The sequence below is a fragment of the Actinacidiphila glaucinigra genome, from assembly GCF_035918135.1.
In the GTDB taxonomy this organism is placed as follows: Bacteria; Actinomycetota; Actinomycetes; order Streptomycetales; family Streptomycetaceae; genus Actinacidiphila; species Actinacidiphila glaucinigra.
Genome location: NZ_CP109144.1, coordinates 1,261,699 through 1,276,645 on the forward strand (window position 1 = coordinate 1,261,699; position 14,947 = coordinate 1,276,645).

The following is a 14,947-nucleotide window of genomic DNA, read 5'->3' on the forward strand; positions in this document are numbered from 1 at the left end:
ACCCTTCGGGATAGGGCGGTGCGGGGCGCGTGCGGGTTGTCGGGTGGAGCCGGGCGCGACGGACTGGGTCAGCCGTCGCCGTTGCGCACAGTGCTGCGCTGGACCAGGACGGCGGCCACGATGATCGCTCCCTTGGCGATCTGCTGGACGGCGCTCTCCAGGTTGTTGAGGGCGAAGATGTTCTGGATGGTGATGAACACCAGGACGCCGAGGACGGAGCCGACGATCGTGCCGCGGCCGCCGCTGAGCAGCGTGCCGCCGATGATCGCCGCGGCGATGGCGTCGAGTTCGTAGAGGTTGCCGTTGGTGTTCTGGCCCGAGCCGGACAGGATGATCAGCATGAAGGCCGCGATGCCGCAGCACAGCCCGGACAGCAGGTACAGGTAGAGCCGCTGGCGGCGGACGTCGATGCCGGCGAGGCGAGCCGCCTCCGCGTTGCCGCCGACGGCCACGGTCCTGCGCCCGAACGTCGTCCGGTTCAGCACCAGCCAGCCGATGACGGTGACCCCGGCGAAGACCAGCACCAGCGGCGGGATGCCGAGGACGTAGCTGGCGGGAAGGCCGAGGTCGAGCACCGAGTTCACGGTGACGATCTGCGTCTTGCCGTCGGTGAGGTACAGGGCGAGCCCGCGTGCCGAGGCGAGCATGGCGAGGGTCGCGATGAACGGCACCATGCCGCCGTAGGCGATGAGCACCCCGTTGACCAGCCCGCAGCCGACGCCGACGACGATCGCGGTGAAGAGGATGCCCGCGAAGCCGTACTCCTGGGTGGCGAGCGTCGTCGCCCACACGGAGGCGAGCGCCACGATCGCGCCGACGGACAGGTCGATGCCCCCGCTGGTGATAACGAAGGTCATGCCGACGGTGACGACACCGATGACGGACGCCTGGGTGAGCACCAGTTGGAGGTTGGAGACGTCCAGGAAGCTGTCGGGCTGCGTGATGCCCCCGACGAGGACGAGGGCGGCGAGGACGCCGAGCAGGGACAGGTTGCGGACGTCGGCGCGGAGCCCCAGCGCCGGGCGCCGGCCACCGCCCTTCGTGACGGGAGGTACGTCCACGGGCGGCGTCGGTGCCTGCGGGGCCTCGGATGCGGGCTGCGTCATCGGCTCGGGCTCCCTTCCATGACTAGGTCGAGTACGCGGTGTTCGTCCAGCTCCGTCGCGGGCGCCGCGTGCACGACGCGTCCCTCGCGGAGCACCAGCACCCGGTCCGCGAGCCCCAGGACCTCGGGGACCTCGCTGGAGACGAGGAGTACGGCGAGCCCGTCGTCGGCGAGCCGGCGGATCACCGCGTACAGCTCGGCGCGGGCGCCCACGTCGACGCCCCGGGTCGGCTCGTCGAGCAGCAGGACCCGGCAGCCGCGCAGCAGCCAGCGGGCCAGGACGGCCTTCTGCTGGTTGCCCCCGGACAGGGTGCGCACCCGGGCGTCGGGGTTGTCGGGCCGCAGGGAAAGCGACCGGGTGGACTCCCGGGCGGCCCGCCGTTCCTCCCTGCGGTCGAGCCAGCCGGCCCGGGAGAAGCGGTCGAGCGTGGACACCGACACGTTGCGCGTGACGGACTCCAGCATCAGCAGTGCCTGCGCCTTGCGCTCCTCCGGCGCCAGCCCCAGCCCCGCGCGGACGGCCGAGCGGACGCTGCCGGGCTTGAGGAGCCGGCCGTCGACGGTGACCCGGCCGGCGGTGGGCTTCCTGGCGCCGTAGAGCGTCTCGAGGATCTCCGACCGTCCGGAGCCCACGAGTCCGGCGAGCCCGACGATCTCGCCCGGGCGCACCTCCAGGTCGACCGCTGCGAACTCGCCGTCCCGGGCGAGCCCTTCGACCCGGAGGACGGGGTCGCCGGAACGCGGCCCCGTGGGGCGCCGGGGGAAGACGTACTCCACGTCACGGCCCGTCATGAGCGCGACGATGTCCCGCGTGGGCATGGACTTGGCGGGGAGCCCGCCGGCGACCGCGCGGCCGTCCTTCAGGACGGTGACCCGGTCGCCCACGCGGCGGATCTCCTCCAGCCGGTGGGAGATGTAGACGACCGCGACGCCGTCGGCGGTCAACTGCCCGACGATGCGCAGCAGGTTGTCCGTCTCCTCGGGGTCCAGCGCGGCGGACGGCTCGTCCATGACGATGAGGCGCACGTCGTGGGAGAGCGCCCGGGCCATCGAGACGATCTGCTGCTGGGCGGCCGAGAGGTCGCCGACGCGGCGGGCGGGGTCGATCTCGGCATGGCCGAGCCGGCGCAGCAGCACGGCGGCCTCACGGCGGGCGTCGCGTCCGCGCACGACGAAGCCGGCGGTGGTCGGTTCGTGGCCCAGGAAGACGTTCTCGGCGACGGACAGCCCCTCGACCAGGTCGAGTTCCTGGTAGATGGTGGCGATGCCGAGCCGCATGGCGGCGATCGGCGACCTCAGCGACACCGGCTCCCCGCTCCAGGTGATCTCCCCGTCGTCGGGCTGGTGGGCCCCGGCGAGAACCTTGATGAGGGTGGACTTCCCCGCGCCGTTCTGGCCGAGGAGGCAGTGCACCTCCCCGGCCTGGACGTCCAGGTCGACGCCGTCCAGGGCGCGGACGCCGGGGAACGACTTGGTGATGCCGGACATGGTGAGCAGCGGAGGCGCTGTCGGGGGCGGCTGTGCCGGTGGTTCAGGTGCCATGACGATCCCCTCGGCGGGTGCGGGTGACACGTGCGCGTGCAAAGCGTGCAGGTGGAGCCGGTGGTGCCGTGGTGCCGGTGGAGCCTTGGCCGGTGGGGGGATCAGGCCGGGGAGAACACGTGGTCGCTGATGAGCCGGGCCGCGCCGATCACGCCGGCGGTGGGGCCCAGTTCACCCAGGACGATGGGCAGGTTGCCGGTCGCGAGCGGCAGCGACTGGCGGTAGACCTGACTGCGGATGCTGGCGAGCAGCGTGTGGCCGAGACCGGTGACGCCGCCGCCGATCACGACCAGTGCGGGGTTGAAGAAGCTGACGAGTCCGGCGATGACCTGCCCGAGGCGGTTGCCCCCCTCGCGGATGAGTTCCAGTGCCGCCGCGTCGCCGACCGCGGCCGCCGCGGCGACGTCGACGGCGGAGAGCTGCCCGGCCGCCTCGAGCCGGGCCGCGAGGGCCGAGGACCGCCCCGCCCTGGCCGCCTCCAGGGCGTCCTGGGCGAGCGCGGCGCCGCTGAAGTGGGCTTCCAGGCAGCCCTTGTTGCCGCAGGCGCAGGCGCGTCCGTCGGCCTCGACCCGGATGTGGCCGATGTCGCCGGCACTGCCCGTCACACCGCGGTGCACCTCACCGCCGACGACGATGCCGCAGCCGATGCCGGTGCCGATCTTGACGCAGAGGAAGTCGCCGACGGATCGGGCGACGCCGGCGTGCTGCTCCCCCATGGCCATCAGGTTCACGTCGTTGTCGACCATGACGGGGCAGCCCAGTTCCTGGCTGAGCGCCTCGCGGACCGGGAAGCCGTCCCAGCCGGGCATGATCGGCGGGGCGACGGGAACGCCCTCGGGAAAGCGCACCGGCCCCGGCACCCCGATGCCCGCCCCGTCGAAGCCCTCGGCGAGGCCGGCGGCCCGGAGTTTGGCGGCCATCTCCAGGATCCGCTCGAAGACGGCGACCGGTCCCTCGCGGACGTCCATCGGGTGGTTGAGGTGGCCGAGCACCTCCAGCTCGGCGTTGGTGACCGCGACGTCGACCGAGGTGGCGCCGATGTCGACGCCGAGGAAGCGCAGGCCCGGTGCGAGCCTGATGTTGTGCGAACGCCGCCCGCCGCGCGAGGCGGCCAGGCCGTCCGCCACGACGAGGCCCGTCTCCAGCAGCCGGTCGACCTCGACGGCGAGCTTGGAACGGGACAGGTCGATCTGGTCCCCCATCTGGGCACGGGAGTTGGGTCCGCCGTCACGGAGCAGCCGCAGGAGCCGCGCCTGGTGCGCGTTGGCGGGTCGAGCTGTCATGCGTCTCACGTGTCCCTCACCTCCCCCGGCCGTCGGCATGGGGATACCGGACCGGCGTCGGCCGGTCCCGCTCCGTCAGGCTTTCGATGGGAAAGTAGCAGCGCCCGCCCAGTGGGGGAAGAAGTTGCGCATGAATCGGCAAGGTCTTTTTCCGGTTCCAGGACAAAGTCGGGACGCGGGCCAACTCACCTGGCGTACAAGGGCCGTGGACACGGTCGACGCCGAACTCATGGCAACGGCGGGGCGAACGGAGGGGAACTGCCGCGTACTGGCGGGTCGTGCCCGCCGGGGGTCACACCGGCGAGAAGACGTGGTCGCTGATCAGACGGGTGGCGCCGACCACTCCCGCGGTCGGGCCGAGTTCACTGAGGACGATCGGCAGGTTGCCGGTGGCCAGCGGCAGCGACTGGCCGTACACCTGGCTGCGGATGCTCGCCAGGAGGGCGTGACCCAGGCCGGTGAGCCCGCCGCCGATCACGACGAGTCCGGGGTTGAAGAAGCTCACCAGGCCCGCGATGACCTGTCCCGTGCGGTTGCCGCCCTGCCGGATGAGGTCGAGGGCCGCGCCGTCCCCGGACGCCGCGGCGGCCGCCACGTCGGCGGAGGTCAGCGTCCCCGCCGAGGCCAACCGGTCGGCGAGCGCCGCCGATTCACCCGCAGCCGCCGTGGCGGCCGCGTCCCGGGACAGGGCGCTGCCGCCGAAGTAGGCCTCGAGGCAGCCGTGGTTGCCGCAGGCGCAGGAGAGCCCGCCCGGCACCACCTGGATGTGCCCGATGTCCCCGGCGCTGCCGGTGACCCCGCGGTAGACCTGTCCGCCCACGACGATGCCGCAGCCGATCCCGGTCCCGATCTTGACGAAGAGGAAGTCCCGCACGGAACGGGCGACCCCGGCGTGCTGCTCCCCCAGCGCCATCAGGTTCACGTCGTTGTCGACCAGGACGGGGCAGCCGAGTTCCTGGCTCATCGCCTCCCGGACGGGGAACCCGTCCCAGCCGGGCATGATCGGCGGGGCGACCGGCACGCCGTCGGGAAAGCGCACCGGTCCCGGCACCCCGATCCCCGCGCCGTCGAAGCTCTCCGCGGCGCCGGCGTCACGCAGGTCGGCCGCCATCGCCAGCACCTGCTCGAACACCGCGACCGGTCCCTCGCGCACGTCGTACCGCGCGGCACGGTGGCCGAGCACCTCCAACTCGGCGTTGGTGACCGCGACGTCGACCGAGGTGGCGCCGATGTCCACGCCCAGGAAGCGCAGCGAGGGGGCGAGGCGCACATTGTGGGAGGGCCGTCCGCCACGGGAGGCGGCGAGTCCGTCGGGGACCACGAGACCCGTCTCCAGCAGGCGGTCGACCTCGACCGCCAGCTTGGACCGGGAGAGCTCCACCTGGTCGCCGAGCACGGCCCGCGACAGCGGACCCGCATCGCGCAGCAGGCGCAGCACCCGCGCCTGATGCCCGTTCGCCGGACGGGCCGTCATCCGTCTCACGTCGCGCTTCTCCCTCGCCGGTCACCCTCGGGTGCGTCTCGTCACCCTCCGGACGGGGCCACGACTGGACCGGACCGTACCACCGGGGTGGGCGGCCGGGAAGAAACCGCCGAAAGGCACCCGGAGGCCGCCTCTCCGGGCGAGCGGCGGGGCGCCGTTTGCGGGCGCCCACCCCGTCCGGCAGGGTGCGGGACGACAGGACGCGGCGCGGGCCGGCCGTGCCGGGGGGAAGGGGGGTTCGTGATGACGTGGTCCCGGATGACGGTGGTCCGCGACGGCGTACGGCTCGAGTGCCGGGACCGGCCCGGTCCGGGGCCGTCGGTGGTCCTGCTGCACGGCCTGGCCGGCCACGCGGGCGAGTGGGACGACACCGCGCGGTGGCTGAGCCCGCGTCATCGCGTGGTCGCCGTGGACCAGCGGGGGCACGGCGCCTCCGAGCGGCGTCCCGGGGATGTCTCCCGGGCGGCCTACGTGGAGGACGCGGTGGCCGTCATCACGCGGTCGGGCACCGGGCCGGTGATCCTGGTGGGCCAGTCGCTCGGCGGCCACACCGCGATACTGAACGGCCGCGGCCCGCCCGGATCTGGTCAGCGCCCTGGTGCTGGTCGAGGCGGGACCCGGCGGACCGAACCCGGGTGTTCCCGCGGACATCGGGGCGTGGCTGGACTCCTGGCCGGTGCCCTTCCCCTCGGTGGAGTCCGCCGCCGCGTTCCTCGGCGGCGGCCCGGTCGGCAGGGGCTGGGCGGAGGGCCTGGAGCGGCGCGAGGACGGCTGGTGGCCGCGCTTCGACCGCGACGTCATGGTGGCGTCCCTGCGGGAGAACGCGGAGCGGGCCTTCTGGCAGGAGTGGGACGCGCTGCGGTGCCCGACGCTGGTCGTGCTCGCCGAGAAGGGGATCATCGGGGCCGAGGAGGCCGAGGAGATGTGCCGCCGGCAGCCGCGGGCGGTGGCCGTCGGCGTCCCCGGGGCGGGCCACGACGTCCACCTGGAGCGCCCGGACGCGCTGCGCCAGGCGATGGCCGCCTTCCTCGACGCGCTCGGCTGACGGACCCCACCCGAAGAGGGCGCCCGACCTGTCCCAGGTGGAGGCGGCACCCGGGACGCGCGCCTATCGGTGCGGCCCCACCTCCTTCACCAGGGCACTGCGGCCCGGGCTGGTACAGGGCGGGATGGCTCCCGCGGCGATCCGCCACGAGGTGTTCGGTCCTGACATGTGGCACGCCCCGAGCTGACCGCGGGACGTCTCCGGAAGCCGCCGGATTCCGCCGTTCGGACCACCCGGCGAAGGAACCCCCGACTCCCCTATGCTCGCCTACGATCCGACAACCTTCCCAACAGTTGATCCTTGAATCACCTCAGGAGATCGCCATGCCCGAGACACCCGGATCCGGGAGCGCGGCCCCACAGGAGGTCGCCGAGGCGATGTACGACGCCATGCTGCGGTCCGACCGGGAAACGCTGGCGGCCATCGCCTCCCCGGGAATCCGGATCCGGGTGACGGACGCGCTGCCCGGCGGGGGCGCGGACCCGGGACTCGCCGGTTTCGCGGCGTTCTTCAAGAAGACGTTCCACATGATCGAGAGCCGCATCGAGACCGACCGGCTCTTCGAGGAGGGCGGCCAGGTCGTCGCCGTGGGACGGACGCAGGGCGTGGGCCACGGGACCGGCGGGCCCTTCGACTCCGCGGTCGTGCACGTCTTCACGGTCGAGGAGGGCAGGATCGTCGGGTTCGACGCCTACGGCGAGGGCGGGCCCATCGCCACGGCGATCGACGGCCCCGGCGCGTCGGACTGACACAGGCCCTTGATCGAGCGGGCGTTGATCGACGGTGCCGTCCGCGCCCCTACTCCGTCCAGCAGTACAGGCGGTAACCGTCTCGCCCGCCGATGCCGCGAGCCAGCCGGGCGAGACCGCCCAGGATCTCGGTCACGATCTCGTGGTCGAACTCCTCCCCGTCCGCCGCCCGCTCCCGGATCCACGCTTCGCCGATCTCGGCGAGCCGGGACGCACCGGCGGCGGCGAGTGCGCCCTGAAGGGTTCGGGAAACGGCGAGGACGACGGGACCTTCCCAGTCGCCGGCGCCGGCAACGGCTTCGGGCACACCGGCGTCGACGAGCTCGCCGAAGCTCCGGCCCGTGACGATGCCCTCCCATTCGATCAGCGCTTCCTCGGCGTCGAAGTTGCCGTACTTCAGCGATTCGAAAGCCCTGCCCGGGCCGCCGACCACGACCGTGGCCGCGGTCTCGTGACTCGGCGCCACGAAGAACTCGACGATGGTGCTCACCGGCCCATGATGCCCGATCGCCCGGCCCCGGTTGCATCCGGCTCGTCGGGGCGGGGCGGCCCGGCAGTGATCAGGACTCGTACACAGAGGCCAGCGGGTACCGGCCCGCATCGAAGGCCTCCTGGCACACGGAGATCCCGAAGGCGATCTCCAGGCCCTTGAGGAACCGCTCCCGCCAGTCGGTGATCCGGCCTTCGTTCTCGAAGAGCGGACGCCCGGCGGCATGGCGGACCTCGGGTCGGCATCCCGCGTCGTGCATGGCCCAGTTGAGGAAGGACATCTCCGGCGCGTGGTCGAAGTAGTGTCCGCCCTCCGGTTCGGCCGCGCCACCGAAGCGGCCGTGGATCTCGCCGTTCCACACCCGGCGGCCGCCCTCGAAGCAGGCCATGCAGTACATGCCCATGCGGCGATGTTGTAGAGGAGGACGGCCCGGCCCGTTCCCCGCGGCAGCGCGAAGTCTTCCCGGAAGTGGATCAGGTAGTCGAAGCCCCCGGCGAGGAAGGACCAGTCCCCTTCCTTCCCGTAGACGGTGAGGCGGGATTCGTCGGGGACCCGGATACGGGGGTGGGTCCGGTCGTGGATGGCCTTGGCCTCGGCACCGACGGGCTCGGGGATCTCCCAGGGGACGGCGCCGAAGACCACCGCCAGGTCCTGCGGCGCGACGTCCTCCGCGAACACGAGACCGGCCTGCACCCCCAGGAGGGGGTCGTCGGAATCCGGCCAGCGCCCGCCGATCCACGCGATTCCATCGTCTGCTGCCATGGCCGGTGACCGTAACAGCATGGTCCGACAACGGTGTTGGGTCCCTGCCGCCTCCGGTGTGCGGCGCGTTCAGGCCGAGGCCCGCCGCGGCCCCCGCTCGTAGGCCTGACGCGCCGTCCGCAGCAGGGTGCGCCAGGACGTGACGGTGGGGCGGCGGCGCAACAGCGCGCGGCGCTCACGCTCCGTCATACCGCCCCAGATCCCGAACTCGGTACGGTTGTCGAGTGCGTCGGCCAGGCACTCGGTGCGCACGGGGCAACCGCCGCACACGGCCTTGACGCGCTTCTGGGCGGCACCCTGGACGAACAGCACGTCCGGGTCCTCCATCCGGCACATGGCCTGCGCTCCCCAGTTCTCCACCCAGACGTCGGCCTCGCCGGTGACGCCCGTCGGCCCCGGCTCCCCCACCACGTCAAGATTCATCGGCGTCTCTCTCCCGCTCCGCCGCCCCGTCGCGCCTTCGCGCGGGGCTTCTCCTCTCGTCCCCGTGCCCTCAGTACGGACGGGGTGCGGAAACCGTTCAGCGGTCAGGCGGGCGACTCGGCGCAGGCGACCGCGATGTCGGCGAACTCCTCGAGGAGCGGGTCGTGCCGGCTGCCGTCCCAGGCCAGGAACACCCGGTTGGGGCCGATGTCCTCGATCTCGACATGGGCGATGTCGGCGCGGGTGTAGTAGGTCGCGGTGGACAGCGGCAGCACGACGACGCCGCGGCCGGCCGCCACGCTCTCGAGCTTCTCCTCGACGGAACGGAAGCCCGGGACGGCCGGCCGCTGCCGCGGGTCGGCGAGCTCCCGGGCGATGTCCCGCCACTCGGGCACGGCGGCGGGGTCCTGCAGGAGGTGTTCGCCGGCCAGGTCCGCGATGCCGAGGGCGGGCTTGCCGGCGTAGGGGTGGTCCGCGGGCAGGACCGCGACGCGGGGTTCCGCGAGGAGGCTGCGGGTCGCCAGCCCCCGGGTGTCGACGGGCATCCTGACGTAGCCGACGTCGACGCGTCCGTCGAGGATCACCTCCGTCTGGTCGTCCCAGCTCGTCCTGACGACCTCGACCGACAGCTCCGGGTGCCGGCGGGAGAGCTCCCGCACGGCACCCGTGACGATCAGTCCGGGCATGAACCCCACGGTGAAGGAGGCCACGCCCCGGGCCGCTCGGGCGACGCGCCGCCGGGTCGCGTCGGCGGCCGCCAGGAGCGGTACTGCGTCGGCGAGGAGTTGTGCGCCGGCCGCGGTCAGCTCGGTGCTGCGGCGGTCGCGGGAGAACAGCCGCACCGCGAGTTCGTCCTCCAGCACCCTGATCTGCCGTGACAGCACGGGCTGCGCGATGTGCAGGCGCTCCGCCGCCCTGCCGAAGTGCAGTTCCTCGGCCACCGCGACGAAGTACCGCAGCTTGCGGAGATCCAGGTCCACGGGTCCCTCCTCGCATCCCCGACGGGACGGACACATCCGAGCGTATCCGCCCGGCCCATGCTTCTCAGCGGGGCGGGTTCAGGGGCGGACTCACGGGCGGGCTCACGGGCGGGCGAGGTCGGCCGGCAGGTCGAACCGGGTGGGCCGCCAGCCCAGCTCCCGGCGGGCCCGGGCACCGGTGAGCCGCTGGTCGAGGGCGAAGGCCTCGGCGATGGGGCCCATCCGCTCCTCGGCCTCCGCCTCCGTCAGGTGCCGGACCGCTCCGGGGCGGCCGATCGCCCGGCTCACCGCGTGGGCGATCTCCGCCTGGGTCGGGTGGAGGTCGCCGACCCCCGCGTACACCGAGCCGGGCGCGGCGTTCAGGGCCAGTACGTACAGCTCGGCGACGTCGTCGACGTGCACGGTCGACCAGTGGTTGGCGCCGTCGCCGACGCAGGGCACGGATCCGGTCTCCCGGCCCGGGGCCGCGTAGAACATCTCGACGAGCCCGCCGGAGCGGCCGTGGACCAGGCCGGGCATGACCACGACGGGCCGTTCGCCGGTCCCGGCCCGGGCGAGGACGCGCTTCTCGTTCTCCGTCCGCCAGGCGGTGATGGGGGGCGGCGACAGCGGGGCGTCCTCGTCGGCCACCCCGTCGGTGTCGCCGTAGACCCACACCCCGCCGGTGTGCACGTACGGGCGCGGCCCGGCGCCGTCCTGCAGCGCCTCGGCCGCCGCCCGGTCGACCTCGGCGGTGTCGGGACCGTAGTGCTGGCCCATGTGGATGACCCCGTCGGCGGCGCGGGCGGCGGCCCGCAGCACGTCCGTCTCGGTCAGGGCCCCCGGCACGGGTGCGGCTCCGAGCTCGCGGAGGACCCGGGCCGATTCCTCGCTGCGCGCGAGGGCCGCGACCTGGATCCCCCGGCGCACCAGGGCCTCGATGGTGGCCCGCCCGATGTAGCCGGAGCCTCCGGTGAGGAAGACCTTCATGACGCTCGCCTCTCTCGTGGTGTCGTGTGACACCTCCGAGTCTTCGGGCCGGGCGGGCGCCGCGTCCAAGACCTGTTCCGCGCTCTGTGATACCCGCCGGGTATCAGCGCAGGGCCGCGTCGATGAGTTCCTGCAGGCGCAGTCCGCGTCGCGCGTCGAGCTCGCCCGGGCGGCCGGACCGGACGGCGGCGGCGAATTCGGCGCGCAGGACGGGCCAGCCCTCCTCGTGGTCGATGACGGAGGTGTCGTAGACGAGCTCCCCGCCGGGGCCGAGGAGTTCGATCCGGGTGCGGGGCTTCGGCAGCCGGACGCTGCCGGAGAGGGAGGCCTGGCTCACCGCCCCGTTCTCGTGCTCGCAGGTGACCTCCACCCATCGCCGGGGGTCGCCGGTGGCGCGGATCGAGGTGATGGGGCCGACGGCCGCGTCGAGGAGGTCGATGAGGTGCGGGCCGAGGTCGAGCAGGGCGCCCTGCTCCAGGCGCCAGCCGGTGGCGAACTCCCCGCCGAGGAAGGCCCCGTGCAGGTAGCAGGACCGCGCGCCGGTGACCTCGGCCTCCCGTGCCCGCCGCAGGAAGTCGCGGGTCTCGGCCTGGTAGCGCTTGGTCAGCACCATCTGGGAGACGACGCCGGCCTCCGCGACGGCGTCGGCGACCGCGCGTGCCGAGGCCAGGTCGGGGCCGAGAGGCTTCTCCAGCAGCAGGGCCTTGCCGGCCTTGGCGGCCCGTACGGCGAGTTCGGCCTGGACGGCGGGCGGCACGGCGAAGGCCACGGCCTCGCAGCGGTCGAAGAGTTCCTCCGGGCTGCCGGCCGTCACCGCGCCGTAGGTGTCGGCGATCTCGCGGGCGGCCTCGGTCCGGCGGGCCCAGACGGCGGTGAGCCGGGTCTCGGGTCCGGCGGCCAGGATCCGCGCGTGCATGGCGCGGGCCCAGGGGCCTGCGCCGATCAGTCCGACCTCGACGGGGGCGGGGGTGTTCACGGTTGTGCTCCAAGGTCGGTTGGGGCCGCGGCGGCCAGCCGTTCGTTGGCCTGGTCCGGGGCGTAGAGGTGCTCGACCACCATGGCGGTGGCGCCGGCGAGGGCGGCGCGGTCACCGAGCCGGGAGGTCACGACCTGCAGGTTGCGGGTGGCCCGGGGCAGCGCGCGCTGGTAGAGCAGTTCGCGCACCCCGGTGACGAAGTGGGTCTCGGCGAGGTCCCCGGCGATCATCAGGACACCGGGGTTGAGCAGGGTCACGACCGTGACCAGCACCTCGCCGCAGCGCCTGCCGGCCTCGCGGGCCAGACGCACCGCGTCGGGGTGGCCGGCGTCGAGGTGCTCGCGCACCTGCGCGGCGGAGCCGGCCGGCACGCCGAGGGCGCTGAGCTGTCCGGCCAGCGCGCGGCCGCTGGCGACGGCGGCGAGGCAGCCGTGGGACCCGCACATGCACAGGGCGTCGGACGCGTCGTGCAGACGGATGTGCCCGAGGTCGCCTGCGCCGCCGTCGATCCCGCGGAAGGCGGTGCCGTCGATGACGACGCCCGCGCCGATGCCGGTGGACACCTTGACGAGGACGAAGGCCGAGCAGTCGCGCCAGGAGTCGCGCTGTTCGCCCAGGGCCATCAGGTTGGCGTCGTTGTCGACGAGGACCGGCACCGAGGCGGGCAGTCCGGCGTGGCGGGCGAGCTCCTCCTGCATCCGGGCCGGCACGGGGTACCCGTCCCAGCCGGGCATGATCGGCGGCCGGACCACCACGCCGGTGGTCCAGTCGACGGGACCGGGCACCGACAGGCCGACACCGCACACCGTCGCCGCCGGGACGCCGGCGGCGACGACGAGCTTGGCGAACCAGCGGCCGAGCTCGTCCAGCACCCGGTCAGGGCCCTGGTCGAGCAGCAACTCCCCGGTGTGCTCGGCGAGTACCCGCCCGGACAGGTCCTGCACCGCGGCGCGGGCGCTGGTGGTGTCCAGGTCGGCGGCGAGCACGGCGGCGTGCCCGGAGTCGAACTGCAGGTGGGTGGAGGGCCGTCCGCCGGTGGACTGCCGGCCGGGTACGGTGCGCAGCCAGCCCGCGGCGAAGAGCTGGTCCAGCCGCTGCCCGACGGTGGAGCGGGACAGGCCCGTCACGCGCTGGAGCTCCCCACGGGTGGTCGCCTGCCCGGTCCTGATCAGTTCCAGCAGGTGTCCGGCGGTGCTCCAGGGCGTAGCCATCCGTCCTCGCTCCCCCTCGTGTCGGGCCATGGTGCTCAGCTCTTGTCCGCGCCGCTGGTCAGGCCCTCGGTGAGGAGCCGTTCGGCCGCGTAGAAAAGGAGTACCACGGGAATCGTCAGCACGACGGAGCCTGCCATGAGGACGGTCTTCGGCACCTCGATGCCGTTGGCGAGCTGCTGCAGCCCCAGCGACACCGTCCACTTGTCCGGGTCGGCGGCGAGGAACAGCAGCGCGAAGAGGAACTCGTTCCAGGCGATCATGAAGACGTACAGCCCGGTGGCCATCAGCGAGGGTGCGGCCAGCGGCAGTACGACCTTGCGCACGGTCTGCAGCCGTGAGGCGCCGTCGAGGGCGGCGGCCTCCTCGATGCTCTCCGGGATGGTGATGAAGTAGTTCTTGAGCATGTAGATGGACACCGGCACGGTCTGCGCGATGTAGACGATCGCGAGGCCGAACAGGCTGCCTTGCAGGCCGATCCGGGCGAAGATGACGAACAGCGGCACCGCGAGCAGCGTCGCCGGGAAGAGGTAGACGGCCAGGAACAGCGCGCTGACCTGCCGCCCGCCGAGGAACCTGAGCCGGGTGATGGCGTAGGCGCCGGGGACGGACACCAGCAGGGTCAGCAGCATGGAGCCGAGCGCCACCAGGGCGGAGTTGCCGAGCATCCGCAGGAAGCCCTGGCCGCCGTCGTCCACCGACTTGAGGACGGTGCGGTAGGTGTCGAGGGTGAACTCGGAGGTGCCGACCCACAGTTTGCCGGGGTCGAGCAGCAGCTGGTCGATCGGCTTCACCGAGAGCAGCAGCATGTAGTAGAAGGGGAAGATCGTGATGACCGCGAGTCCGGCGATCACCACCCAGCGAAGGACCCCGAAGGTGCGGTCCTCGATCTGTGCGCGACTGGCCATCACGCCTCCTCCTGAACCTTCTTGGCGAAGAACTTGAAGTAGATGCCGAGCAGCACGGCGAGGATCGCGGCGAGGACGAGGGCCTGGGCCGCGGCCGCGCCCACGTCGTAGCGGGCCGTGAGGAAGTCGTAGACGCGCACCGCGACCACGTCGGTGCCCGAGCCGCCGCCGGTGAGCAGGTAGATGTCGTCGAACTTGTTGAAGGTGAGGATGAAGCGCAGCACCGACAGCAGGGCGATGACCGGCATCAGCTGGGGCAGCAGGATGTGCCGGAACCGCTGGGTGAGGGTGGCACCGTCGACCACGGCGGCCTCCTCCAGTCCCTCCGGGACGGCCTGCAGCCGGGCCATCAGGAAGAGGAAGGCGAAGGGGAAGTAGCGCCAGGTCTCGAAGGCGATCACGGTGAGCAGGGCCAGCGGCACATGGACGTGCCAGCCGAGCAGGGATATCTCCTGGGACCTGGTGGACAGGAAGGCGACCGGCTCGTCCCAGCCGAACAGCTTGGTGCCCACCTCGTTGACGACGCCGAACTGCGGGCTGAGCGCGATCTCCCAGACGAAGGTCACGGCGACGACGGGCGCGACGTAGGGCAGCAGCATGGTGCCGCGCAGCAGGGCCCGGCCGCGGAAGGGGCGGCGCAGCGCGAGTGCCGCGATCAGGCCGAGGACGATGGAGCCGGCGGTGGCGCCGACGGTGTAGACCAGGGTGGTCCACAGCGAGGTCCAGAAGCCGGGCGAGGTGAAGACCTCGCTGAAGTTGCTCCACGTCCAGTTGGACAGGAAGCCCATGCCCTGGATGTCGACCAGCCGGGCGTGCTGGAAGGCCAGCAGGACGGTCCAGGCGATCGGCAGGACCACGACGACCAGGACCACCAGCAGGGTGGGCGAGACGAAGGCGAGTCCGGCGCGGTTCTCCCGCTGGGCCAGGGTCAGCGGGCGCTGGGACTTGGTGTTCGCGGTGTCCGCCTCCGGCGTTCTCCGCTGCTGTGTGCTCTGTGCGGTGCTCATCACTGCTTCCTTGAAGG

At 72.7% G+C, this 14,947-nt stretch carries 14 protein-coding genes and 1 pseudogene; 2 read left to right on the forward strand and 13 right to left on the reverse strand.

The window, feature by feature from the left end:
- Positions 1-68: 68 nt before the first annotated feature.
- The 4 genes from OIE69_RS05550 to OIE69_RS05565 form a co-directional block, all read right to left on the reverse strand.
- The gene (locus OIE69_RS05550; protein WP_326570808.1) at positions 69-1,106 is read right to left on the reverse strand and encodes an ABC transporter permease; all 1,038 of its coding nucleotides are present in this window, start codon (positions 1,104-1,106) and stop codon (positions 69-71) included.
- Positions 1,103-2,647 carry a sugar ABC transporter ATP-binding protein gene (locus OIE69_RS05555; RefSeq protein WP_392567461.1) on the reverse strand — a complete coding sequence of 515 codons (1,545 nt, stop codon included), beginning with the start codon at positions 2,645-2,647 and terminating at the stop codon, positions 1,103-1,105. The genes OIE69_RS05550 and OIE69_RS05555 overlap by 4 nt, the downstream gene beginning before the upstream one ends.
- Positions 2,648-2,748: 101 nt before the next feature.
- Positions 2,749-3,930, reverse strand: coding sequence for an ROK family protein (locus OIE69_RS05560; RefSeq protein WP_326570810.1), 1,182 nt, complete (start codon positions 3,928-3,930; stop codon positions 2,749-2,751).
- Between the two features lie 292 nt (positions 3,931-4,222).
- Complete coding sequence (locus tag OIE69_RS05565) at positions 4,223-5,404, reverse strand: ROK family transcriptional regulator (protein WP_326580992.1); 1,182 nt, start codon at positions 5,402-5,404, stop codon at positions 4,223-4,225.
- Between the two features lie 252 nt (positions 5,405-5,656).
- Between OIE69_RS05565 and OIE69_RS05570 the strand changes: the two are divergent.
- A pseudogene (locus OIE69_RS05570) lies at positions 5,657-6,458 on the forward strand (alpha/beta fold hydrolase).
- Positions 6,459-6,781: 323 nt separating this feature from the next.
- Positions 6,782-7,207, forward strand: a complete 426-nt coding sequence (locus OIE69_RS05575; protein WP_326570811.1) for a nuclear transport factor 2 family protein — start codon at positions 6,782-6,784, stop codon at positions 7,205-7,207.
- Between the two features lie 49 nt (positions 7,208-7,256).
- Here OIE69_RS05575 and OIE69_RS05580 read toward each other — a convergent pair whose 3' ends face one another.
- The 9 genes from OIE69_RS05580 to OIE69_RS05620 all read right to left on the reverse strand — a co-directional run bounded on the left by OIE69_RS05580 (position 7,257) and on the right by OIE69_RS05620 (position 14,930).
- Entirely contained in the window at positions 7,257-7,697 is a 441-nt protein-coding gene (locus tag OIE69_RS05580) for a hypothetical protein (RefSeq protein WP_326570812.1), read from the reverse strand.
- Between the two features lie 70 nt (positions 7,698-7,767).
- Positions 7,768-8,100, reverse strand: a complete 333-nt coding sequence (locus OIE69_RS05585) for a hypothetical protein (RefSeq protein WP_326570813.1) — start codon at positions 8,098-8,100, stop codon at positions 7,768-7,770.
- Between the two features lie 428 nt (positions 8,101-8,528).
- Entirely contained in the window at positions 8,529-8,882 is a 354-nt protein-coding gene (locus OIE69_RS05590) for a WhiB family transcriptional regulator (protein WP_326570814.1), read from the reverse strand.
- Between the two features lie 104 nt (positions 8,883-8,986).
- Positions 8,987-9,862 (reverse strand): LysR family transcriptional regulator, encoded by an 876-nt coding sequence (locus tag OIE69_RS05595; protein ID WP_326570815.1) that lies wholly within the window; start codon positions 9,860-9,862, stop codon positions 8,987-8,989.
- A gap of 102 nt (positions 9,863-9,964) precedes the next feature.
- Positions 9,965-10,864 (reverse strand): NAD-dependent epimerase/dehydratase family protein, encoded by a 900-nt coding sequence (locus tag OIE69_RS05600; protein ID WP_326570816.1) that lies wholly within the window; start codon positions 10,862-10,864, stop codon positions 9,965-9,967.
- 70 nt (positions 10,865-10,934) lie between these two features.
- The gene (locus OIE69_RS05605; RefSeq protein WP_326570817.1) at positions 10,935-11,807 is read right to left on the reverse strand and encodes a Gfo/Idh/MocA family protein; all 873 of its coding nucleotides are present in this window, start codon (positions 11,805-11,807) and stop codon (positions 10,935-10,937) included.
- Entirely contained in the window at positions 11,804-13,018 is a 1,215-nt protein-coding gene (locus OIE69_RS05610; protein WP_326570818.1) for an ROK family transcriptional regulator, read from the reverse strand. Before OIE69_RS05610 ends, OIE69_RS05605 begins: the two co-directional genes overlap by 4 nt.
- Before the next feature lie 35 nt (positions 13,019-13,053).
- On the reverse strand, positions 13,054-13,923 hold the full coding sequence (locus OIE69_RS05615; RefSeq protein WP_326570819.1) for a carbohydrate ABC transporter permease: 870 nt from the start codon (positions 13,921-13,923) through the stop codon (positions 13,054-13,056).
- Positions 13,923-14,930 carry a carbohydrate ABC transporter permease gene (locus OIE69_RS05620; protein WP_326570820.1) on the reverse strand — a complete coding sequence of 336 codons (1,008 nt, stop codon included), beginning with the start codon at positions 14,928-14,930 and terminating at the stop codon, positions 13,923-13,925. The genes OIE69_RS05615 and OIE69_RS05620 overlap by 1 nt, the downstream gene beginning before the upstream one ends.
- Positions 14,931-14,947 lie beyond the last annotated feature (17 nt).

Excerpts from the sequence above, each read along its gene's own strand:
- OIE69_RS05550 (WP_326570808.1), bottom strand. The coding sequence starts at position 1,106 with ATGACGCAGCCCGCATCCGAGGCCCCGCAGGCACCGACGCCGCCCGTG.
- OIE69_RS05555 (WP_392567461.1), bottom strand. The coding sequence starts at position 2,647 with ATGGCACCTGAACCACCGGCACAGCCGCCCCCGACAGCGCCTCCGCTG.
- OIE69_RS05560 (WP_326570810.1), bottom strand. The coding sequence starts at position 3,930 with ATGACAGCTCGACCCGCCAACGCGCACCAGGCGCGGCTCCTGCGGCTG.
- OIE69_RS05565 (WP_326580992.1), bottom strand. The coding sequence starts at position 5,404 with ATGACGGCCCGTCCGGCGAACGGGCATCAGGCGCGGGTGCTGCGCCTG.
- OIE69_RS05575 (WP_326570811.1), top strand. The coding sequence starts at position 6,782 with ATGCCCGAGACACCCGGATCCGGGAGCGCGGCCCCACAGGAGGTCGCC.
- OIE69_RS05585 (WP_326570813.1), bottom strand. The coding sequence starts at position 8,100 with ATGGGCATGTACTGCATGGCCTGCTTCGAGGGCGGCCGCCGGGTGTGG.
- OIE69_RS05590 (WP_326570814.1), bottom strand. The coding sequence starts at position 8,882 with ATGAATCTTGACGTGGTGGGGGAGCCGGGGCCGACGGGCGTCACCGGC.
- OIE69_RS05610 (WP_326570818.1), bottom strand. The coding sequence starts at position 13,018 with ATGGCTACGCCCTGGAGCACCGCCGGACACCTGCTGGAACTGATCAGG.
- OIE69_RS05615 (WP_326570819.1), bottom strand. The coding sequence starts at position 13,923 with ATGGCCAGTCGCGCACAGATCGAGGACCGCACCTTCGGGGTCCTTCGC.
- OIE69_RS05620 (WP_326570820.1), bottom strand. The coding sequence starts at position 14,930 with ATGAGCACCGCACAGAGCACACAGCAGCGGAGAACGCCGGAGGCGGAC.